Genomic DNA, 22,876 nt, shown 5'->3' with positions numbered 1-22,876 from the left:
CGTGCAGATGTACCTGACGCGCCATCCCTCCGAACACGGCGCGGTGGAGCCGTTGTTGACACTGCTCGAAGGGGCACAGGAATCGACGAGCCGCGCAACGATGCCCGCGCACATCACGTGCAGTGCCGTGGTGATCGACCGGGATCGGCGTGTGCTGCACATTCATCACAGGGCGAGCGGCCTGGTCCTTGTCCCCGGCGGGCATCTCGAGCCGGAGGATCGCACGTTGCTCGCCGCGGCAGTGCGCGAAGTGGGCGAGGAAGCCGGGATCAAGGCTGGCGATCTGTGCCTCACCCCGCAGCTTCTTGGCATCCCGATCGACATTGACTTCCACGACATCGAGGCCCGCCCGGGCAAAGGAGAACCGCCGCACCGGCACTACGACGTACGGTTCGTCTTCTACCTGGTCGGGGAGCATCCCGAGCTCGTGCTGCAGGATGCGGAGGTCGCCGGAGCCGAATGGCGCCACTTCGACGCGGTCAGTTCCCCGACCCTGCGCGCCAAGCTGCTGGATTCGGGGCTCGACGGCCGGCCGGAGGCGGTGAGCGCCTCTGCGCTGATCTTCAATGATGCCGGCCGCTATCTCCTTCATCTGCGCGACGACCTGCCGGGCATTTGGGAGCCAGGGGCATTTGCCTTGCTCGGCGGCGGCAGCGAGCCGCAGGACGTGACGCTCGAAGACACGGTCCGGCGCGAACTCGGTGAGGAAGTCCCGGATCTCGTCATCCCGGACCTCGAGCCCTTCGCCGTGGAGAGGGCCACCGGCAGCGACGGACTATGCGTGCCGATCCAGGTGTTCGCCGGCCGCTGGAATGGCGATCCTGACCGTCTGCGTCTCACCGAGGGCATCTTGCTGCGCTGGTTCGCGCCCGAGATGCTGCACCGGCTGCGTCTGAGCCCGGCAACACGCACGCTGCTGCTCCGGCACGCGACACAGCGCTCCGCTCTTCTCGGCCAAGACCCCCGCTACGAGCGGCGCGACGACTCCGAGGAAGGCCCTCTCGTCGCTGACCAGGCTCACGTGGATGCCACCGTTCCGGGCGCGCGCACGGGAGGAATTCCGCGTCTGGCTGTTCCGGCCGATGCGGGCGAGATCGCCCGTCTGCGGTCCGAACTCATCTTGTCCGAGCCGCTGGACGGGGACTGGCTGTCCCTTTGCCGCGATCACCTTGCCGCGCGCCTTGTCCCGGGCGGGGACGCCCGGGCCTACGTCGTCGACGCCCCAGAGGGCGGGCTCGCCTCCTGTGCTCTTGCCCTGGTCGATGCCGTGCTCCCTGCTCCCCGGTACCCCAAGGGGCTGGCCGCGCGGATCCAAGCCGTCGCCACCGTTCCCGACCACCGCCGCCGCGGCTACGCCAAGGCCGTGCTGACCGCGCTGCTCGCGCATCTGGAAGGGGACGGTGTGACGCTCTACGAGCTGCACGCATCCGACGAGTCCGCCCCGCTGTACGCCGCCCTCGGCTTCACCCGGGACCCGGCCCTGATGCGGATGACCCGGATCCCGTCCGCAGCTCACACAGCCGCCCACGCGACCTGACCGGCACCGAATCCGAGCACCACAGCTACAGCGACAGCCGATCAACGCACCACACGACGAGGAGCAGCTACGTGGCTTATGTCCGCCGGGACCAGTGGGACCAGCACTATGCGCAGGACCGGGGCTTTCGCCGGGTCGGTGAGACGGAAAGAGCCCTGCTGGCCGAGCACGTTCCCGCGCCGATGGGCGGCCGGGCGCTGGACGCGGGTTGCGGGACGGGGGAATTGGCCGCCTACCTGGGCGAACTCGGCTACCTCGTCGATGCCGTCGACTTCGCCGGCAGCGCTCTGGTCCGGGCCCGGGCCGAGCGGGCGGACGCGGTCGGCGTGCGCTGGCTGTGTCTGGACATCGCCCACGACGACCCGGTAGAGCTGAGCGGGGACGGATACGACCTGATCACCCTGCGCCTCGTCTACCCGTTCTTCCACGACCGGCAGCGGGTCGTGCACGCGCTCGCTGGGCGGCTGCGCCCGGACGGTGCGATCGTCGTGATCACTCCCCTGGCTGCCGCAACTCCGGCCGACCGGCGCGGCATCGCGCTGGACGAGGACGAGATCCGGGTGCTGACCGAGAGGTGGCAGACCGTAGAGCGGCTTGACGCCGACGGCCTGGCGGTGATCGTGCTGCGCGACGCTCTACGGGAGTTCACCGCAGTGGAGAAGGAGGGGGCCCCATCGGCTCAGGCGGTCGCCGGCGCGTGCATGGTGGTCACCGACGCCTTCGGACGGGTGCTGCTCGGCCGCTCACGGGACGGTATGTGGGAGCTCCCGGGAGGCGGCGTGGAGCCGGGCGAGTCCCTCCCCACGGCGGCCGTGCGCGAGCTGGCCGAGGAGGCCGGGCTCAGCTGTGGTGTCGAGGACGCCCATCTGGTCGCGGTCCTCCAGGACGACCGGGATCTGCTGCGGCGGCTGTCCGGTGTGGTGCGCGCCGTCGCCTGGTCCGGTGAACCGGCCGTCGCCGACGAGGAGAGCCACCGGTTCGAGCGCTGGGAGTGGCACGATCTGCACGCACTGGCCGCACTCGGCCCGATCTTCTCGCCGTCTGCCCAGGCACTGAATCTCGTGTGGCCGGGCGTGCTGCCCGGTCTGCCGCCCGTGCATGCCTACCCGGTGGCCGGCCGACGGCCGCCGGTCGACGGCGAACCGCCGCAGGCTGCGCGGTTGCGGCGCGAGATGACCGCACAGATCCTCCGGCGCGGCTACAGCCTGTCGGCACCGGTCCTCCAAGCGCTGCAATGCGTGCCTCGCCACCGGTACGCGCCCGAGGTCCCCCTGGAGACGGCGTACGACGACGACCTCGCCGTCGTCACCCTCAGGAACAAGGAGGGCCGGGCGGTCAGTAGCGTCTCCGCCGCGTGGTTGCAGGGCATCATGATCGACGGTCTGCGCCCGCAGCCGGGGATGACGATGCTGGAGGTCGGCTCGGGCGGCTTCAACGCCGAGCTCCTCGCCCACGTCGTCGGCCGGCGCGGGCGCGTGGTCACGGTCGACCTCGACCCGTACGTGGTGCACCGCACCCAGCAGTTGACGGCCGAGGCCGGCAGCGGCCGCGTCACCGCGATCCTCGGCGACGGTGCCCTCGGCGCACCGGACCACGTCCCCGCGGACGGCTTCGACGGCATGGTGATCACCTACAACGTGTGGGACGTCTCCCCCGCGTGGCGCGAGCAGCTCGCCGAGGACCGCTACCTCGTCCTGCCGCTGGAAATGCACGGCTACACCCGTGCGATCGCCCTGCGCAAGCGAGGCAGCGTGCTGGAGGCGGGCCCCGGCGACTGGACGTTCTGCGGGTTCATCCGCGACCGGGGATCCGCCGCCCACACCACCCCCACCGTCGATCTGCCCGGCGGCCTCCAACTGCGATTCGAGGACGGACTCCCCGCAGACACTGCCGGCCTGGACCAGTCGGTGCGAGGGACTCGCCACGAACTCGCCACGGGTGTTTGTGTAACTGGCGGCGAGTCGTTCGAGACCCTACAACTGCTCCTGGCCACCACGCTGGACGGCTTCTGCCGACTCGCACTGGACGGCGAGCACGACGGCGGCCTGGCGTCCGTGCCGCGCGGCGCGGACGCGGCCGCCCTGGTGAGTAAGGAGTCTCTGGCCTACCTGACTCACATGCTGGTCAAGGACGGTGACACCCCTGCCGAGCAGCGCAGCGAGTTCATCGTCCACGCCTTCGGCCCCGCTGCCGAGGGCCTCGCCCAGCAGATGCTCGCTCGGGTCCGCGATTGGGACAACACCGTTCGTGCCGCGGGCTACCCCCACCTCACCGTGCACCCAGCCAGCACCGCGGACCAGGAGCTGCCCGAGGGCCATGTGCTGGATAAGGCGGAGTCCCGGCTCGTCTTCCGCTGGCCCACCCTGGACAGCAACGCCCCGGTCACGACAACAGCGGGGAACCCGGCGGGCGCCGCAGATTGCCGGTGACCGTGTGGATCACCCGCATGCGGCCACGCACGGCCTCCACGCCAACGGCCACGCCATCAGCACCACGGGTCTTCCCCGCGAACAGCCCTCGCCGCCGTACTCAACCGATTCGGCGCTCTGCCCCCTACTCCCTGAAGGAGACACCACACCGTGCACGGCACTGTCTGGGACACCATCCACCAACTCGCCCGCCGCTTCAACGAACACGACGCCGCGCTAGGCCTGGACCAAGACGAGCAGTGGAGTCTGCAGGTACTCAAGATTGCTGAAGAGACCGGGGAAGCCTCCCAGGCAGTCATCGGCGCCCGCGGCACCAACCCCCGCAAGGGGACCGCTCCCTGGGAGGACGCTCATGCGGAAGTTGCAGATGTGGCCATCACGGCCCTGGTCGCCTTGGCCCGCATGCGCCCCGACGATGCCGCGGAGTACCTCGAGCGGCATCTGGCTGCCAAGTCGGCGAAGTTCCTTCTGTCCGCTCCCGTATCAGTCCTGGCCCCGGCGGATCCGGCATGAGCACCTACGGGAGCAGAGGTCGGGGAGCAGGTCACGGGAGCCCTGCAGGGATCGTCGGGGGTGGCGGTCGCGGGCGGCCTGCGCGTGTGCCCAGATTGACTGACCAGGAGGGGTAGAAGCAGCAGATCGTGCGCCGAGGCAGCACGAGTTCGGTGCGCTACCGGCGGGCGATGATGATGCCGGCCTCGGCCGAAGTTCCGGCAGGCGTGTAGGCCTTCACCGTCGAGCTGGTTGGCCTCGCGGGCGAAGGTCCGGACGCTGGCCCACTACCCGCCTCTCGCCCGTGTCTGTGGGCCCGATGCAACCCCAGCGATGCGCCATCACCCGCTCTCTCACATTGCTACCGAGGCGGTCCGGCGTGGCCGAGCAGGCCTTCGCCAGGCCACAGGTCGCGTTCGGCCACGAGAGCGGCAAGGAACTTCTCAACGTCGGCCAACACGACAGCCCGCTCCGCGGCCCCGTAGACCACGGTCTGGCCCGATGCGGCGTCGATGGCGCGCACATCGCTGTGCGGGCCAGCGCAGAGCAGGGCGCGGGCGAGGTCGGGCAGACCGAGGCTGAGGGCATCGCAGTCCCCCTGCCGGACGAGGTGAACCAGGTCGGCAGTGACGCGCTCCCAGTCGCCAACGCCCGGCCAGCCGGCGCCACCGTCCAGTTCGTGCGTGAGGGTGGACAACGGGATGATCTCCCCGGGCCGACGCCCGTGGATGAGTAGGTCGTGGATGCGGGCGCCATCGGGCTGCCGCACACAGTGGTGCAGCAGTGTGCCAGCCGCTACGACGGTCGTGTTGATCTCCGTGGTGCCGGGGCCGGGGTAGTAGGGCTCGTGCGCAAAGAGCAGATACACCGTGCGGGCGCGTGTCTGGTCATCGGAGTGAGTCTGCGTCATCAGTGGTGTCCCTTCAGCAGTGTCGTGCCGGGTCGGGCGAGCTGTTGGCCGTTCACCGGGGTGGCCGACCGTGCGTAGATGTGGTTGCTGCGGGCAGGGGCTGCGCGGCCTTGGCCGTGAGCCAGGCGCGTGATGCCGTCACCAGCTGGCTCCTTCGAGTTGAGGGGTGGTGGCGGAGGCGCAGGTGGTGCACCGGCCGTCGCTGTCCGGGTGGGCGCGGCGGGGGGTTGGGCCGGGGCAGGTGGCGCAGGGCGGCCAGCCCAGGCAGGTGGGACAGAGGTCCTCGCCGTCAGCGGTGCCCGGGCGTCCGCAGCCGGTGCACTCGACCAGGGCCCGGTAGGTCAGTGCCTCGGTAACGGTGCGGGCGGCGGATGGTGTGCAGGCCCGCGCGACCCCCTGCGGCTCTTGCCCCGCCTCCCCGGGGGTGTGGTGACTGGTCACGGTGTGGGGCGGTGGGTAGGCCTGGGCGGCCTGCAGGCGCGCCGCGACGATGGCGGCGACGGAGGTGCGTACCGGGTGCGGGAGCGGCCTGCTGGTGATGGCGTGGCGCAGCAGTTCGGGACTCCAGCCGCGCTCCAGCATCACCGTCACCACCCGGCCCTGGTCGGTGAGCGCCTTGCCGGTCAGCAGGAACTCGGGGCAGCTGGTTGCGATGTCGAGCAGCAGGCGGATCCCGGGATGCAGCTCGTCGGCAGGCGGTGCGAGCGGGTTTCCGTCCGGGTGTCGCATCCCGCGGGGTGCGTGTGCGCCGGGGTGCGGGCACGGAGGGAGGGGGCTGGTGTTCTGCTTGTTGGTCTTCTGAACGATGGTGTTCTTAGTGGGCCGGTCAGCCGACGTCGGCTCATCCACCAGTGGAAAACCCGGCTCCGGATGCGACCTGCACGGTCGCGCATCCGGCTGGTCGGTGATGACGTACACGCCCCCGCGAAGGGTGCCGTCGTCTTGGCGGGTGCGTTCCCGCAGCACAAAGCCGTGGTGTTCAAGCTCTTTGAGGCCGCTCTTCACCGCCCCCTCGCCGTCGCGGCTGTGGCGTGCCAGGTCGGCGACGGTGATGCGCCAGCCGTCGCGGTGCGTGCTGATCAGCCCGAACAGCCCCTTCGCCTTCCACGTCAGCCGGGCATCGCGGAAGAGACGGTTGGCGATCTGGGTGAATTGGTCGGCCGCCATCGCGCCTCGCCGGATTCCGGCCCCGGCGAGGAGGCCGGCCGCCGAGGCGGGGACAGATGCCACCGCACCGCTCTGTGGAGGGCTGGTGGCACCGGCTGCGGGAACATCCGTGAGGCTGTAGGCGATCTCGGCGAGGGTGCCGTCGGCGCGCCGCAGTTGGGTCCGTACGAGGTAGCCGCCCTCCTGCAGTTCGCGCAGGCCCGCCCGGACGGCATCCCGCCCGTCCGGACCGGCCTGCACCAGGTCGGACAGGGTGATCTCCCAGCCTGCGCGGTGGGTGCTGAGGTAGCCGAAGAGTCCCTTCGCCCGGAACGACAGCTGAGGATCGCGCAGCAGGCCGTTGGCGATCTGGGTGAACTGATCTGCCGCCATCACCCCCCGGCGCAGCCCCGCCCCACGGCCGCTCACCGCGCCCTCCCACGCGCCGTCGCCCCAGGCTCACTGACGTGGCTCGGCGTGCCGCAAACGTAGATGTGGTCTGGGTTGTTTTGTGCACGCGCGCGGGCGAGATCCATGCCCGCCAGCTCAGCGAGCTGCCCTGACCAGACCATCGACCAGGTCAGGCCGACCACGGTCACAGTTCGAGCACCATTCACGCTGGTCAGGCCTGGTGGGGGCACGGTCAGGCCGACCACGCCCTGACCACAGCACGCCCGCAGCCCGTCCCGCCCGGCTGCGCAACCGGGCTGCGCAGCATCGCGCAGACCCGATACACAATGAGGTCTGCGCAACCGTGACGGGTGCGCAACGACACGGCTGCGCCGATGCGCAGCCCCGGAGGAATCGCCGTCCGGGTCGGATGCGCAAGACTGCGCAGCCTGTTGCGCACACCCCCTTGTTGCGCACGTCCGCCCGTCGACTGCACACCCCGGCATGGGCTCGGTACCGCGTCTGCGCACTGGCCGTTGCGCAGGCGCGCAGCGGTGTGCCTTCACCCGCCGTGCAGCCGCCCATGGTCAGGGCGTGGTCAGGCTGACCGTGCCCTGACCACGTCGTTTGTGTCCTCATCGTGACCCTGGTCGGCCTGACCTGGTCGATGGTCTGGTCAGGGTCGTCCGATGTGCTCACCGGCAACATCCGTTCAGACCCAGGAGGTTGACCATGCCTCACCGAAGGCATGCCTCGCCCACAGAGGGTGCTGCCGTCATGGCGGCAGGCGCCCGCCTGGAGGCGATGCGGCGCCGGGTGCGCTTGTCGAGGGCGGCAGTGTGGACACTCATCGCAGCCGGCCCTGTCGCCCTGGTCTTCGTGATCGCCTCCTCCCCGACCGCACCGGTGGCCGCGCCGCAAGACCGCGCGAGCACTGCGCAGGCCGTCACGGCGGTGGCCGCCGACCCGGCCGGCTATGCGCAGGTGTTCATGACCGCATGGCTGCGCAGCAGCGCCGACGACACGGCGACCGCTCAGGCACGGCTTGCGCAATCTATGGCACCGGACGTCGAACTGCCCGACCCCGCACCGGATGCGCAGCCTGCGCCGGCTTCCGTCATCCCGGTGCGCAGTGCACGCACCGGCACCGGCGCGGGCGCCTGGTCGGTGACGGTGGCTGCGCAGTACGCGCAGGGCACCGTGCGCTACTTCGCCGTGCCCGTGACCACCAACACCACAGGCACCTCGTTCGCGGTGACCGCCGCCCCGGCCGTGGTCGCCGGCCCCGGCCGGGCCGAGCCATCCGAATCTCCGTACACCGTCCCCGTCCCCGACGGTGAACTGAGCAGCACAGTGGGCGAGTTCCTCGCCGCCTATCTGACGGGTGCCGGTGAGGTCGACCGCTATCTGGCTCCCGGTGTGCGTCTCACCGCGGTCTCGCCCGCCCTGTTCTCGGCGGTCACGGTGCGGCAGATCTCCGCGATCGAGGAGGCCGCGGCCGGAAATACGGTTCCGGGTGACGGCACCCGGGTGCGCATCCAGGCGACAGCCACGGCCCAGGACACCAGCGGGCGGTGGCCGCTGGTCTATGAGCTCAGCCTCACTGCTCGCTCCGGGCGGTGGGAAGTCGCTGCGCTCAGCTCCGCGACGGATCAGGGCGGAGGTGACCGCATATGAACGCGGACACGAGTGTGCTGGCGGGACAGCTGGACGATGTCGGCGAAGCGTGGATCAACATGTTCCACCGCTGGGGCGACCTCGGCCTGCAGGCGGGCCTGACCTGCCTGGTCTTCATCACCATGGTCCAGAAGGTCAGCGTGCGCGCCGGGATCGGCGCCCTGCTGCTGATGATCGTGGCGCTGGGGTTGTACAACTCGCGCGAGGACCTGGCGAACATGTTCGAGGACGAGGTGAAAAACCCCGCCCAGGGCGCACCCGCCGTCCCCGGCATCCTCTCCCCGCCACCCACCGCACGGGAGCACACGCCCTCGGAAGGGAGCATGCTGTGAGCGCGGCGGGCGCGGTGAGCGCGCCTCGGGTGGGCCGCTACTACACCGCGGCCCGGCGTCACCCCTGGGTGCTGGGCAAGGTCGCCGACTGGAAGATTCCCCTCGGCCCCTACACACCGGCGCAGCTGGCGGTCGCTGTCGGCGGCGGCTTCGTGCTGTTCAAGACCGTCCACTGGTGGTCGTGGCTGGGCCCGCTACCGGTGGTGACCTGGCTCCTGGCCGTCTGGGCGGTACGCCGTCAGAAATTCCGCGGCCGAGCCCCGCTGCCGGCCGCGCTCGGTCTCGTGCTGCTGGGCTGCCAGCCTCACGGCGGGCGCATCGGCGGGCGCGCCGCCCGCGACCGCCGACCCCGCACCCTCACCGCGGGCTTCACCATCGAGGGCGCGCGCGGACCGCGGCCCGCCTCCCACCGGGCCCCGTCCCGCACCGCCCGGCGACGCACCACTGCGGCCTCGAGGCCCGCGCCGGGCCCGGCCCGTGCTGCCCGATCCTCCACGCGTCCTCCCCGGCACACGGCTGGAGGTGGGCCGGTGGTGGGCCCGGCGTCGAGTGTGCAACAGCTCCTGCTCGCGACCGACGCGACGGTCGGGGGTGCGTGATGAGGGTGCCGATCCGGCACATCGCCGGGCACCTGCTGTGGTCGGTGCAGGGCAGCGTGTGGGCGATCTACCGCCTGCATCCCGGCCCTGACGGCCCCGACAGCGGCGGGCAGGCCGAGGAGAGAGTGCAGGGCACGTATGTGCCCGCCGCGGTCCGCGACGAACAGCTCGCCAAAATCACCCACTTGGTGCGCTCGCTGTCCGGGGCACCGCGCCTGTTCGGGCTGTGCGCGCAGGTCGATCCCGGTGAGATCGCGCTGAAGATGATCGAGGGTATCGAGCCCGCCGCGCAGGATCCCGGTACCGCATCGCATCCGTGGGTGGAGAACGTCGAGGCCGCACTGGAGTTGCTGGACGAGCAGGAGATGCACCGGCGCACGCTGTGGCTGGCCGTACCGCTCACGACCGAGTCCCGCGGCCAGCAACTGTCCGCCCAGGTGGGTGCGGTGTGGTCGGAGTTCGCGCCGCTGCTCGGCCTGCGGGCGGCGCCCGTTTCCCTGCGGGAGGTGAACGCCTACCGCGAGCAGGCCGCCAAGGTCCAGGCGGCGCTCACCGGCGGCATCACGTTCCGGCCGGCCCGGCCGGCGGAGATCGTGTGGATGATCCAGCACGCCCTGCACCGCGGCCTGCCCGAACCCCTGCTGGCGGAGGCCGAGAGCAGCAACCTGTTCGACAGCACACTCCACCACGGGGTGCTGCGTTCCCCCAGCTACGCCGACCTCGGCCAAGTCCGCCTGCAGGAAGGCGGCATCGATGCCGGCATCGACCCCGCCGACGGCCGTCAAGGCAGCGAGCGGGTCGCGCGGTCGGGGCGTGCGGCGTGGTGGCGGCAGGCGGGCTCGCCGCTGGCGCGGCGTTGGCTGCAGGTGGAATCCGACACCGGTACCGGCTACCAGGCGCAGCTGGTGCTGGCCGAGTGTCCGCCTGCCGTCAGCCAGAGCGCGGCGGATTTGTTCGCGCAGCTGGAGAGTCTGGATTTTCCCGTCGACTACACGATCGACCTCACCCTGGTGGGCGCGGAGAAGGCGCGCGCTCAGGTGCAGCGCAAGAAGAACGAACTCATCGACCAGGCCGACCAGTACGACGCCCGCCCCACCGGTATGCCCGCCTCGCTGGCCGAGGCCGCCCGTGATCTGGGCGAGCTGGATGCGCGGCTGTCGCGCACCGGGGTGGAGGTGGAGGTCCAGTCGGTGACCGTGCTGACGGTGTGGGGTCTGACCGCAGTCGTCTGCGATGCCCGCGCCCGCGCTCTTGGCGCGCTGCTGGCCGGCGCCGACTACCGCGCCGTGCGCCCGACGGGCCTGCAGGAAGCCCTGTTCACGTTGGGCCTGCCCGGCACCGTGCGCCCGGGCACGGTACGGGAGTTCACCCAGCACCAGGTTTCCGAGGACTGGGCGCTGTCCGGCGCCTTCACCAGCGCTGAGGTGGGTGATCCGAACGGCATGTTCCTCGGCATCGATCTGGACTGCGGCACCACCCGCCCCGTCATGATCAACGTGGCGGACGCGCCGAAGCAGGACGCGTCCGCCTCGATGGGCATCGTCGGCGATCTCGGCGCCGGCAAGAGCGTGCTGCAGAAACTGATCGCGGAGGCGGTGTGGGCGCGCGGCGGCTGCGCGATCTGCATCGACCGCACCCCGGTGCGCGAATGGGCCACCTTCGCCCGCGCCGCCGCCGGCAACCGGGTGCAAATCATCGACGCCGCCCGCGCCGAAGTCTCCATCGACCCGCTGCGCATGTTCGACGGCCCCGAGGGCCACCACTACGCCCTGTCCTACCTCACCCTGCAGCTGGGCATCGGACCGATGAGCACCCACGGCGAAGTCCTCCACCACGCCGTCGAACAGGCCGCCACCAGCGACACACCGTCCATGCGGCGGGTGGTGGAAGTCCTGGAGCAGATGGCCCAGGGGCAGCCGGGGCGGCGCCAGGACGCGGCCGCCACCCTCGCCGGGCTCCTGCACGTCGTCGCCGACAACCCCCTGGCGGCGATGGTCTTCGATGCCGCCCTGCCCCCGGTGCGGCTGGATGCCTCCAGCGCCTGCGACATGATCGTGATCACGACGGCCGGGCTGAAGCTGCCGCCCAAGGCAGCCTTCGCCAACCCCGAGATCCTCCACCAGCAGCCCCTGGAAGCTCTGATCGGCCGCGCGGTGCTGTATCTGATCGCCGCGCTCGCCCGGCAGAACGCCTTCGAAGATCCTGGCCGGTTCACCGCCGTCGTCCTGGACGAGCTGTACTGGCTGACCTCCTCGGCCGAGGGCACCGCCCTCGTGCACGAGATCCTCCACGACGGCCGCAAACACGGCGCCGGCCTCATCGCCGGATCCCACGACGCCGACGAACTCGGCCCCGACCGCGGCCTGATGGCCTACCGGGCCCTGGCCCGCACCACCGACCGCGAACGCGCCCGCCGCGGCCTGGAGTTCATCGGCCTCGACCCCAACGACACCGAACTGCTGCGGCTGGTGACCACCGGCCTGTCCCCCGTCGGCCACAAGGGCCGGGCCGGCGAGTTCCTCCTCACCTGCCCGCGGCAGAACACCGGCCGCATCAAGGCGATCATCCCGCGCATCGCGCGGATCGCCACCTCCATCACCACCACACCAGGCCCCGCACGCCCCCTCCCCCACCAGCCGCCGAGACCGGCCCCGCAGCCGACGTGGCGCTGACCAAGGAGCACACGCGATGAGCCTGCGTCCTTGCCTGCCTGCGCCGCGCTCACCGTTCGTCTCCCGGGCCCGGCACCTGGCCGCCGCGGCCGGCATCATCGGCATGCTGTCCGTCCTGGCCGTCCTCCTCGCCCTCCTCATCACCGCGGGCCGGCCCGAGCCCTGGTGGCCGCGGAACAACGTCCCCTCCCCCACCGACACCCCCACCTCGCCCGCTCCCGCACTACGGCGCGAGGAATGTGATCTGATCGCGGGCCCGGCCCGCACCTACTGCGAGCACGACACCCACACCACCCCCCTCTCGCCCCGTCCGCTCACCCCCAGCGGACACGACGTTGCGCGGGCCGTATGGCGGCTGGTGCCGATCGGCTCAACCCTGACCGCGCTGATCATCTGGCGCCGGTGCAGGGCGCATGCGCGAGGTGAGTACTGAATGGCCCGCCTTGCCCATCCCCTGCTCCGCCCGGCCGTCACGGTCGTGGTCCTCGCCTGCGTCTTCGTCGTCGTCAACACGCAGGTCGTGTACGCGGCCGGCAGCGACGGCGGCACGGGTGATCTGCTGTCCCCGCTGAACATCACCTCCAGCGAGGGCATCCCGATCGACGGCTACGAACTCGGCGCCCAGGGCGGCTCGATCTTCAGTTTCCAGTCGCAGTCCCTGGCGTTCGCCCTGTCCGGGCTGTTCACCGTGATCCGGCTGCTGGTCGGCCTGGCCGGGTGGGCAATCGAACTCGCCTTCCGCTTCCCCCTGCTGGCCCTCCTCACCAAGCCCGCTCAGCGGGTCGCCGACGCCTACAACACCGTCGTCGTCGAGCGCCTCGGGCTGAAGGGGCTGCTGCTGGCGTGGGCGTTCATCTTCGCCGCCTTCATGATCGTGCGGGGGCGGGTCGGCCGCGGACTGGGCGAAATCTTCCTCACCCTGGCCATCGCCGCCCTCGCCGCGTCCGCCTTCGTCCGCCCCGACTACCTGCTCACCCCAAACGGTCCGCTCGGACAGACGCAGCAGGTGGCCGCCGAGGTCGCCGAGGAGAGCGTCAACTCCTACGACTGGGGCGGAAAGCTCGCCAGCCTCAGCCCGTGCGACCGGATGGCCGGCCAGCAGGAGGCCAAGTGCCTGCAAGAGGAGGCCGCGGCGCCCGTCGCGGCCACCGAGGTGGCCCGCCCGCTGCAGGACTCGATCACCAACGCGCTGATTGTCAAGCCGTACATGCTGCTGGAGTACGGGCGCATCCTCGACCCCGCCAAACCTGCTGACCGCAAGGCCTACGCCGTCCACCTCAAATGGATCACCGGCGGCTACAAAGCGGGCAGCGGCCCAGTCAGTGAAGAGCGCAAGGACTACTGCCGCAAGATCAAGGGCCCGGCTAAAGAGTACTGCGAACGCGGTGCCACCGACGCTGAACAGGACATCCCCGAGGGTGCCGATGATGTCGGGCTCGCGCCGGGCCAGTCGCTGACCGACATCGACAGCGCCGCCTTCAGCGACGAGGCACGGCAGTTCGCCGCCTTCCTCGACGACCTGAAGAACTCCGGCGAGGTGGGCAAGGCGTGCGCCGCCTACGCCGAGAAGCCCACCTGGTGGCGGGTGGGAGGGGCGTTCCTGCTGCTTGTTGCGGCGTTTTTCATCTGCGGCATGCTGCTGTCCAGCGCGATCGTGCTGCTGGGCACCCAGGGCATCGGCGCCGCGGCCGCGGCCGGCGGCGCGATGACGTTCATCGCGGCCATGCTGCCCGGCCCGCCCCGCCAGTCGGTGTGGAAGTGGCTGTCGATCTGGGGCATCGCCGTCCTCGCCATGGTCGGCATCTGCGCCTTCGTGCCGTTCTTCGGTATCGCCGTGGACGCCACCATCACCAACGGCCCCGACCTGATGGTCGAACGCATCCTCCTCATCGACGTGCTGGCCATCGCCGGGGCGGCCGGGCACCGTCGCCTGCTGACCGGGATCAGCTCCTTCGGGCGGCGCATGGCCATGCGGATGCGCTACTCGAAGATCGGTGGCACCCACCTGCCGGGCGACACCTCCGAACTCGGCGCCGCCCTCGCCATGAACTCCCCCACCGCGCTCGGGGGTTACGGCGGCGGTCTGCGCGCCTTCGGCGGCGGGGGCCGGTTCGCGTTGCTGGGCACCCGCCAGCGACTGCTGGGGGCACTGTCCTCGCTGTTCGACGGGGCGGGCATGCCCGTCGACACCGGCCGCATCCTTGCCGACGCCTCCGCCGAAGCCGGCCGCGGGCTCGCGCCGGTCACCGCAGCCGCCGCCGCGGGCCAACTCGGCGCCCGTCTCGGCCTGGGCGGGGCGCGGCTGGGGGCGCGCGGCGCGTACTGGCTGCTGATCGGCCGCCGCCCCGACCGGGACAAACTCGCCCAGTGGCGAAAGCCCACCGCCGACGGCGACCCGAACACCGGCCCGTACGGCGGCCCGGGCGCGGGGCCTGATGGTGGGGGGCCGCGGCGGCCGGGAGGGCCCCCGGACCGCTACCGAGACGACGACGGACAGATCACCGACCGGCACACCGGCGAGGTCCTGCACGACCAACACCGGGACCGCACGCTGCTGTCCACCCGCGCGCACAACCGGCTCGTGCGCTACCGCGGCTACCGGATCCTCCACCGCGGCGGCCGCCTCCTGTACGGAGCCACCCTCGGCCTGCCGGCCAACGTCGACCGCACCCGGCACAGCGGCTCCCGCTATGCCCAAGACGCCCGCCAGCAGGTGCGGGTGTGGGCCAATACCGGCCGCGAGGACGGCCATGCCTGGGGCGACGTGCGCCGGCACACCTCTCAGGTCCTGCGCGACCACCTCGACGACCGCGGCGGCCCCGGCCCCTTCCCCCACAGCCGCCGCCTGCCCACCCTCACGGCAGCCGACACAGCTGGCACTCGTGCGGCCCGCTCGTCGCCTCTGGAGCCTTCCGGCAGCACGGTGGCGGGAGAAGCCGTCCCGTTGTCTCGGGAAGAGGCCCGACGCTGGGCCGAAGGCCTCGGGCCGTCTGGGGCAGCGGGCCAGCCTCCTGTGGAACGGCCCGTGCCGGGGCCGCCCGAGCCTTCGATCCGGCCAGCGGCCGGGCGTGGGCGCCGAGACGGCTGGCCGCCTGCTAGTGGTGCGTCGAGCCCTCCGGCACCGTCGCCCGACCCGGCAGGCCCGCCGCCTGCGTCGCCTCGAACGCGTCCCGGCCGCGCGTCCGGGCCCTCGATGCAGCCCGATGCCACGGGGCCCGCATCACGGGAGCAGGCACGGGAGATGATCCGGCGGATCATGCGGCGCAACGAAGAGCGCGCCCGCCGTGAGCGGGAAGGCGGTGAGCCGCAGTGAGGCCCCGCCGACGCCGCTTGGGTCGGTGGGCATGCCTGGTGGCGCTGTTGCTGTCTGCCGCAGTCTGCTGCGCCGCCCCCGTCTCCAGCGCGATCAGCGCCTACGCCGCCCTGCAAGCCGGCACCGATAGCCAGGAGAGCATTGCCGACGGCGGCAGCGCGGCGGACATTCCGCCCCGGATGCTCACCGCGTACACGAAGGCCGTGCAGCAGGTCGGCCGGCATGTGCCGACGTGCCGGGGCATGCGGTGGCCGATCCTCGCCGCAATCGCCAAGGTGGAGTCCAACCACGCCACCGGTCACACCATCACCGCGAGCGGCGACATCCGCCCTCGGATCTACGGGGTGCTCCTCAACGGGTCCGGGGCCGGCGGCAACACCACCTCCTTCCCGGACACCGACGGTGGCCACTTCGACGGCACCGCCCTCGGGGAGCGTGCGGTGGGCCCCTTCCAGTTCCTGCCTTCCACCTGGAACACCGTCGGCGCGGACGCGAACGGCGACCAGGTGGCTGATCCGCACAACGCCGACGACGCCGCACTCGGTGCTGCGATCTACCTGTGCGGCAAGGGCCGAAACCTGACCCAACGGACCCAGCTGAAGGCGGCGATCTACCAGTACAACCACTCCACCGCGTACGTCGTGAACGTCCTCGGATGGATCGACACGTACACCGCCGCCGCCAACGACACGGACCTGAATGGCGTTTCGGGGACGGTCCGCACTGTCATCGAGGCGGCACTCTCCCAGCAAGGCATGCCCTACTCCTGGGGCGGCGGCAGCATCCAGGGCCCCTCCTACGGGACCTGCTGCTCACCCAGCGGCAAAAGCGGTGCCCACATCAAGGGCTTCGACTGCTCAGGCCTGACCCTGTACGCCTACGCCCGGGCGGGCATCCGCCTGCCGCGCACCGCCGCCGCACAGGCCGCAATCGGCCGGCGCATCCCCGCCCGTCTCGGCACCGGCGCCCTCCAGCCGGGTGATCTCGTCTTCTACGCCCACTCCCCCGGCCACGATTCGACGATCCATCACGTCGGCCTCTACCTGGGCCACGGGCAAATGATCAACGCTGCCCGGCCCGGCACCGTCGTCCGCCTCGACTCAGTCAACGCCATGTCCGGCTACGCGGGAGGTGCCCGCCTGCTGTGACCGCCACCCCGCATGAAGATCCGCAACGAAGAGACAGAGGTGCCCAGGTGATGGGTCGTCATGGTGTCAATACCCGGCCGGACGCGCTGATGCGGCCTGGCCGGCGAGCAAAGCCGCCTCACGCGGCACAGGCTTTCGTCACAGCGCACCGCACTGCACCGCGCTGCCGGCCACCCGGACCGGACCTGGCAGCGGCCGAAACCCTCTCGCGCATCCGAACCGCGCTCCCCGCCTGCATCGTTGGTGTCGAGCACACTCCTGGCCATCGGTGGCATCGCCCTGCTGGCTGCGGCGGACGCACAGCAGCCGCTGCCTGCGAGGCCGGAGTCTTCACCCGCATCGACGGAAGTGCCGCCCGCACCCGCAGCCACGGATGCATCCGGGACCGGGACAGCTCTGTCCGCTGCTGGCCTGCCGGCTGCGGCCGCGCGTCCGTCGGCGGTGACGGTTTCGCCTGCCGCCAGCCCGTCTGCCACCGCGAACCCCGCCACCACGCGCACAGCGGTGCCTGCGACCCGCACCGCATCGGGTCTGATACCGCACGGCGAGGGGCCGGTCGGCCACCGGCCCATCCAGGGCGCGCTCGAGGACACCTGACCCGCCGGCTACCCGGCCGACCAGCAAGAAGAGCTGCTCGCCTCGGTCTCCGCACGTTGCTGCGGGCGGACGCCACCCGGATCGGCCGCACCCGGCGGCACACGGTCTTCCCCGGCACCTCCCAAGTGCGCGCGATAGGGCAACTGAGGTGGGCGGGCGCCGATCTGCGCATCCGTGGCTGGCACGTCACCCGCACCCACACGAAGGGAGCACCCGAATGGGCCCAGCAATAACCCCGCACCCGGCCGACCCCGCCCGTTGGTCAACGGCTGCGGCCAGCCGAGCACGTGGCCTGCTCACTGGCGTGATCGACGCCGCTGGCTGGCTGTTCGAGCACTGGTGGGTGCCGATGCTCGCCATGGCCGGTATTTGGGCCCCGGCCGAGTGGCTCCTCCGGCGGCTCGCCGCACGCGCGTCCGCAGAACGCATGGCCCTGGAACTCGTCCCCACCCGCCACTTCGACCCCGGCCTGGAGGAGATCTTCCGCCGCGGCGTCCAGCTCGCCCGTGCCTCCACGTCCATGCCGTGGTGGGTGCCGCGGCGGGCCAAGGCGGTGCAGATCCGGCTGCGCGCCGACGGCACCACGCCGCTGCGGTACCGCATCGAGGGCCCCGCCGGCGGACAACGGCTGCTGTCCATCACCCCGTTCGGACCGGCCGTCACCGTCCAGCGAGCCCGCCCCATCCACGACACCCCGCGCACGCACACGGTGCGGGCGGAGTTCGTCTTGCGCGGCACCCCCACCGCACCCTTGCGCGAGGTACCGCTGGACCCGGACCCGCTCCAGCCACTCATCGACGCGGTCTCGGACCTGCGCGGCGAGCTCGGCGACCTCGCGGAACTCCGCCTCGACCTCCAGCGCGCCCCCAAATGGGCCCTGCGCGTCCGCCGCGCCCAGCTGATGGGTGCCGCCCGCCGTACCGAGCACCGTGAAGCACAGCGGGCCGCTCGCTGGCTGCGCCACGACAGCGCCGGCCTGGAAGACTCCCTCACCGCCCAACTCCGCCAGCTCATCACCGGCCGCGACACCGGACCGGGCCGGCGGCTGGTGATGCCGCCCGTGCCGCGGCGGGTAGATCGGGAGGAGGCGTTGGGCAAACTCGCCGCCGACGATCACCTCGTGCGCGTCCAGCTGCTGGTGATGTGCGCCTCCAACACCCAAGGGCGCGCCCAGGCCCGCCTCGCCCAACTCCAGGCCGCACTCGATGTGTTCGGAGGCCGTTCACGGTGGGCGATGCGCGGGCTGCGGCTGGGCCCCTGGCGTCTGGGCGCCGATCACTGGCCCACCCGCCGCGGCTTCGAACGGCGCTGGGATCAGGGCCTGTGCCGGCCACCCCGGGCGAACTGGGTACGCCTGGAAGAACTCGTCGGACTGCTCAAACCCCCCACCATCCACTGCCGCCTGCCGCTCCTCCCTGCAGAGCTGCCCACCTTCCGCTTCGGCGACCCCGCACTGCTTCTGCAGGGCATCTACCAGCACCCCGACGGGCGCCGTCGCCTGGTCGCCACCCACACGGCGGAGACCTTGTTCGAGTGCGCGGTCGGCAAGGCCGGCGGCGGCAAGACCGAACGTGCCCTCGCCCAGGCCATCGCCTACGCCCACGCCGACGGCGCGCTGATGTTCCTCGACCCGCACCGCGACTCCTGGCCCCGCGCCGCGCCCTTCCTCGCCCACCCCCACTTGATGGGACGGATCGCGCTGATCGACCTCAACACCACCGGCCCGCAGCCGCAGCTCAGTTCGTGGAACCCGCTGGCCCTGCAGCACGGGCAGGCCCCGCACGAAGTGGTGGAGGCAGTCGCGGACGCCTTCGCCACCGTCCTGGGCTGGGACGATGCCACCGCGCCCCGCGCGCTGACCATCCTGACCGCCGCCCTCACCGTCCTGACGGCCATCAACCAGAGTGCCTGCCAGGCCGGCCGGCTGGAGGACCAGGCCACCCTCTTCCAGATCCGGCCCCTGCTCACCGACCCCGACTTCCGCGCCGCAGCCCTAGCCGCCACCACCGGCCTCCTCGACGCGGACACCCGGTCGTGGTGGCAGACCGTGTTCCCCCACCTGCCCGCGGACGCCTTCGCCGTAGTCCTCAACCCCCTCGCCCGGCTCGCCGCCCACCCCGTCACCCGCGCCTTCCTCGGCCAGCCGGCCGGCGTCTACAACAGCCGCGCCGCCATGGACAACGGCCTCATCGTGTGGATCTGCCCCGCCGGAACCGGCCCCACCGACCGGCTGCTGATCGCACTCATCGCCCGCGACCTGCTGCGCGCCGTCCGCTCCCGCCGCGACACCCCCGCCCACCAACGCCGACCGTTCCGGCTGTACTTCGACGAACTCATCACCCTCACCGGCGCCGCCCCGGAAACCATCGCCGCCATGTTCGAGGACTTCCGCAAATACCAGGTCAGCGTCCACGGCATGACCCAACTCCTGGCACGCCTGCCCGCCCCGGTGCGGCAGTCACTCACCCAAAACGCCTCCACTCTGTCCACCACAACCGGCTCCACCACCGCCATCGCCCCCATCACCGCCGAATGGGGCGATGCCCCCAGCCCGCGGGAAGTCGCAGCCCTCGACCGCTACGAGCACTACACCTCCCTGACCGTCAACGGACGCCGCATCGGCCCCGTCCGTCTCACCGGCTGCCACCTCGACGACGTCTTCACCGACCAAGCCCGCCCTCGCCAGGTCGCCGCCTTGAATGCCGCCGCGCACACCACCGCCCGCGCCCAACCCCTGACCCGCCTGACAGCCACCGCCGCGGCCCAGCAAGCCCGCGTCCAGGCCTTCCTCACCCACCTCACCACCGCCACCCCCATACGCCTGACCAAAGACGACAGGGGATACCGATACCAATGACCCGCCCTCAACCCGCTCCTGGAGCCCTCAACCGGCGCCGCTCACGCGGCTTGGCCCCCTGCGGACAGCGCGCCACGCGCTACCGCTCTCCCGACAGCCGCCCCCTCCGGTGGCCGCCTGCGCCGTGAAGTCCCTCGTAGCGCAATAGTGCTGGAGGACCCCGATGCCCTCGGGTCACGTCGCGTACAGGCGAGCCCGGCAGAACCGGCCAACGGTACGCAGGCGCCGTGCAGCCCCGAGGGCGTCACCGCCAAAGACGGCCCTCCCCGACGAGCGGCACAGGTGGGCGGGGCTATGACACCGGCCGGGGCAAGGCTGTCGAATGTCGCAGGTTTGTAACCCACCCCAAACCACTTGAACTTTGCGCCAGTGAACAATAGATTCACTTCTGCCACTCAATGCACAGTCGCGCATCGCGCATGCCACAAGCCGCACTTGAGGGAGCAACGCATGCATCAGCCCACACGCCACATTCGCAATACAGAAGCATTGAATATCGGCGCTGGCGAAGCCGCAGGCCCGGAACTGTGGCCGCCGGCCACCCGGGCCGTCACCCGCATCGGCCGGGCCTGCGTCATCGAAGGCCTCACCGACTTCGGCCCCGACGACCTCCGCCTGGTCCGCGACCGCTTCCCCCACCAGCACGTCACCCTCGACGGCGACGTCATCACCGTCTGGCCCGCCCTCCTGCCTCACCCCTGACCGCACGGCCCACTCACCGCCGACAGCCGGCCCGCCCACGGCCCAAGCCCCCACTTCAGCCGAGGCCCCTCCCTGTCGAAAGGACACGCGTTCTCATGACCAGCCTGGGCACCACCAGGTTCACCCGGCGCCTGTTAGCCGTGACGATCACAGCAGGTCTGACCCTCACCACAGCCAACTGCGCCAGCTCCCCACCCAGCCCCCGACCAGATCACACCGACCCCGCCTCCACACCCACCGCTCAGGCCAGCAGCAGTGCACCGCGCACGCAGACCGGTCGGGCGACGACGGTGCTCGCCGAACTCGACGGCCCGGCCGGTCTCACGCTGACCCTCACCGCAGCCGAACGCGACCAGAGCGGCTACCTCACCCTGCGCGGCACCCTGCACAACACCTCCAACGTTCTAGTCACGGTGCCCGCCCAGCTACGCGGCACTGAAGACGACATCGTGAGAACCAGCCCCTCGCTGGCCGGCGCCACTCTCATCGACTTCACCCACCACAAGCGCTACTACGTGCTGCGCGACACCGACGGCAACCCCCTGACCACCATCGGCCTGACCCGCCTCAAACCCCACCAAAAGGCCGACGTGTTCATGCAGTTCCCCGCCCCACCCGCCACCACCCGCCACATCGGCTTCCAGATGCCCCTGTTCGACACCACCAGCATCACCATCACTGGATAAGGCGCGCCGGCATGCCCTCCATCCGAGCCCACCGCACCACCCTCCGCCTGCCCCAGGCGCTCGCGCTCGCGCTGATCCTCGTCCTGGTCGCGGCCAACGCCACCGGTGGAAACAGAGGCCTCACACGTACCGCAACCACCGCCCACGAGGACATTGCATCTGACGCCCCGTCGCCGTCACCGTCACCGTCCCTGGCCCTGCGCCCAGGCGCACACCTCGCGCCCAACCGAGTCCTGGACATCTACTCCACCCCGCTGGCCTTGAGTTACGTCATCACCGACCAAGACGCTGCCTCCCGCACACCGGACCACCACGGCGCCCCACAGCCGGGCACCGCGTCCGCCCGCCCCTCCGCGGGCTCTTCTCTCACCAACACTGCTACGGCAACGGCACCGGCCGTGCCGTCCATTGCCCCCTCCGGCACTCAATCGTCGGCCCCGTCCGAGGCCGGCCACAGGGTGAGCCTGTACAGCCTGCTCGCCGCTGCCCTCCTGGCAGCCGCCGCAATCGCTGCCCTCGCCCTGCGCAGACTCCGACGGCACCCGAAAACCGGCCGCAGGACCGGCACGGGCATGAACGCCGCACAGCCCACGGACGCGCCGACTACGGCGAGCAAAACGGACAGGCCGGAGGGCGTCATGCTCCTGGATGCCGCCCTGCGCACCATGGCCCACCACCACGCCCAACTGCCCGACCCAGCACATCTGCCAGTGGCACGAGGCGCCCGCATCGGCACCACAACCGTGCAGGTCCTGCCCGAAGACCCCGCCATCGAGCCGCCCGCGCCCTTTACGGCCGGTACCGACGGCTTCTGGGTGCTGCCGCACGACGCCCGCCTGCTGGCCACAGACGCCGCGGCCCGGGTCCCCGCGCCCTACCCCGGCCTGGCCACTCTCGGCACCACCAGCGACGGCGAACTGCTCCTGCTCAACCTCGCCTCCCTGCCCGCTCTGCTCCTGGACGGCGAACCCGCACGCATCAACGAGGTCTGCACCGCACTGGCCGTCGAACTCGCCACCAGCCCATGGGCAGATGGCCTCGAACTCATCACCGTGGGCTGCGGTGAAGGCCTCGATCACCTGTTGCCCGGCCCGACCATCACCCCTCTGCCCGACAGCCCGAGAGCCGTACGCGAAGCCACCGAACGGCTCCTGGAAGCACACCAGTCAGCCGACACAGACCGGCAACCACTGGTAGTGCTGTGTGCCGAGCCGCCCACCGCGGACACTGCCTGGCACTTCGCCGACCTCACCACCACCCCCGCCCCACGCCCTCTCACCCTCATCGCACCCGCCCACACCACCGCACCCCACTTCCCCGACGCACCCATCCTCGACACGGCGGACAACCGCGCGCAGTACCTGGAACACCTGGACACGTGGGTCACCC

The 22,876-nt window shown here is 71.2% G+C and carries 15 protein-coding genes and 1 pseudogene; 14 read left to right on the top strand and 2 right to left on the bottom strand.

What is annotated here, in order from left to right:
- Window positions 1-7: 7 nt before the first annotated feature.
- The 3 genes from CRP56_RS45810 (at window position 8) to CRP56_RS45795 (ending at window position 4,479) form a co-directional block, all read left to right on the top strand.
- A complete protein-coding gene (locus CRP56_RS45810) occupies window positions 8-1,537 on the top strand; it encodes a bifunctional NUDIX hydrolase family protein/GNAT family N-acetyltransferase (protein WP_257042442.1) in 1,530 nt (509 codons plus the stop codon).
- 71 nt (window positions 1,538-1,608) lie between these two features.
- Entirely contained in the window at window positions 1,609-3,966 is a 2,358-nt protein-coding gene (gene fxlM / locus CRP56_RS45800) for a methyltransferase, FxLD system (protein ID WP_097276101.1), read from the top strand.
- 150 nt (window positions 3,967-4,116) lie between these two features.
- A complete protein-coding gene (locus CRP56_RS45795; protein ID WP_097276098.1) occupies window positions 4,117-4,479 on the top strand; it encodes a MazG-like family protein in 363 nt (120 codons plus the stop codon).
- A gap of 340 nt (window positions 4,480-4,819) precedes the next feature.
- Here CRP56_RS45795 and CRP56_RS45785 read toward each other — a convergent pair whose 3' ends face one another.
- The gene (locus tag CRP56_RS45785) at window positions 4,820-5,368 is read right to left on the bottom strand and encodes a hypothetical protein (RefSeq protein WP_097276096.1); all 549 of its coding nucleotides are present in this window, start codon (window positions 5,366-5,368) and stop codon (window positions 4,820-4,822) included.
- A 138-nt stretch (window positions 5,369-5,506) separates the two neighbouring features.
- A complete protein-coding gene (locus tag CRP56_RS45780; RefSeq protein WP_097276094.1) occupies window positions 5,507-6,943 on the bottom strand; it encodes a hypothetical protein in 1,437 nt (478 codons plus the stop codon).
- 738 nt (window positions 6,944-7,681) lie between these two features.
- Between CRP56_RS45780 and CRP56_RS45775 the strand changes: the two genes are divergently transcribed.
- The 11 genes and pseudogenes from CRP56_RS45775 to CRP56_RS47385 all read left to right on the top strand — a co-directional run.
- Complete coding sequence (locus CRP56_RS45775) at window positions 7,682-8,581, top strand: conjugal transfer protein (protein WP_257042418.1); 900 nt, start codon at window positions 7,682-7,684, stop codon at window positions 8,579-8,581.
- Window positions 8,578-8,913: a hypothetical protein gene (locus CRP56_RS45770; RefSeq protein WP_097276090.1), complete on the top strand. Its 336-nt coding sequence runs from the start codon at window positions 8,578-8,580 to the stop codon at window positions 8,911-8,913. Before CRP56_RS45775 ends, CRP56_RS45770 begins: the two co-directional genes overlap by 4 nt.
- Window positions 8,910-9,512 carry a hypothetical protein gene (locus tag CRP56_RS45765; protein ID WP_257042416.1) on the top strand — a complete coding sequence of 201 codons (603 nt, stop codon included), beginning with the start codon at window positions 8,910-8,912 and terminating at the stop codon, window positions 9,510-9,512. Before CRP56_RS45770 ends, CRP56_RS45765 begins: the two co-directional genes overlap by 4 nt.
- Complete coding sequence (locus CRP56_RS45760; protein ID WP_097276088.1) at window positions 9,512-12,184, top strand: ATP-binding protein; 2,673 nt, start codon at window positions 9,512-9,514, stop codon at window positions 12,182-12,184. The genes CRP56_RS45765 and CRP56_RS45760 overlap by 1 nt, the downstream gene beginning before the upstream one ends.
- A 16-nt stretch (window positions 12,185-12,200) precedes the next feature.
- Window positions 12,201-12,617 (top strand): hypothetical protein, encoded by a 417-nt coding sequence (locus tag CRP56_RS45755; protein ID WP_097276086.1) that lies wholly within the window; start codon window positions 12,201-12,203, stop codon window positions 12,615-12,617.
- Entirely contained in the window at window positions 12,618-15,497 is a 2,880-nt protein-coding gene (locus CRP56_RS45750) for a hypothetical protein (RefSeq protein ID WP_257042413.1), read from the top strand. It abuts the gene before it with no gap.
- A gap of 38 nt (window positions 15,498-15,535) precedes the next feature.
- Window positions 15,536-16,645 (top strand): C40 family peptidase, encoded by a 1,110-nt coding sequence (locus CRP56_RS45745; protein WP_257042412.1) that lies wholly within the window; start codon window positions 15,536-15,538, stop codon window positions 16,643-16,645.
- Between the two features lie 946 nt (window positions 16,646-17,591).
- On the top strand, window positions 17,592-20,099 hold the full coding sequence (locus tag CRP56_RS45740; RefSeq protein WP_257042440.1) for an ATP/GTP-binding protein: 2,508 nt from the start codon (window positions 17,592-17,594) through the stop codon (window positions 20,097-20,099).
- A 489-nt stretch (window positions 20,100-20,588) separates the two neighbouring features.
- On the top strand, window positions 20,589-20,801 hold the full coding sequence (locus CRP56_RS45735; RefSeq protein ID WP_097276082.1) for a hypothetical protein: 213 nt from the start codon (window positions 20,589-20,591) through the stop codon (window positions 20,799-20,801).
- 95 nt (window positions 20,802-20,896) lie between these two features.
- On the top strand, window positions 20,897-21,487 hold the full coding sequence (locus CRP56_RS47965) for a hypothetical protein (RefSeq protein ID WP_097276080.1): 591 nt from the start codon (window positions 20,897-20,899) through the stop codon (window positions 21,485-21,487).
- Between the two features lie 11 nt (window positions 21,488-21,498).
- A pseudogene (locus CRP56_RS47385) lies at window positions 21,499-22,876 on the top strand (hypothetical protein); the annotation flags it as partial.

Origin of the sequence: Streptomyces sp. TLI_55, assembly GCF_900206255.1 — a bacterium.
GTDB classification, from domain to species: Bacteria; Actinomycetota; Actinomycetes; order Streptomycetales; family Streptomycetaceae; genus Streptomyces; species Streptomyces aquilus.
Note: the sequence above shows the minus strand (reverse complement) of the source record. Positions and strands in the feature narration are given on the sequence as shown.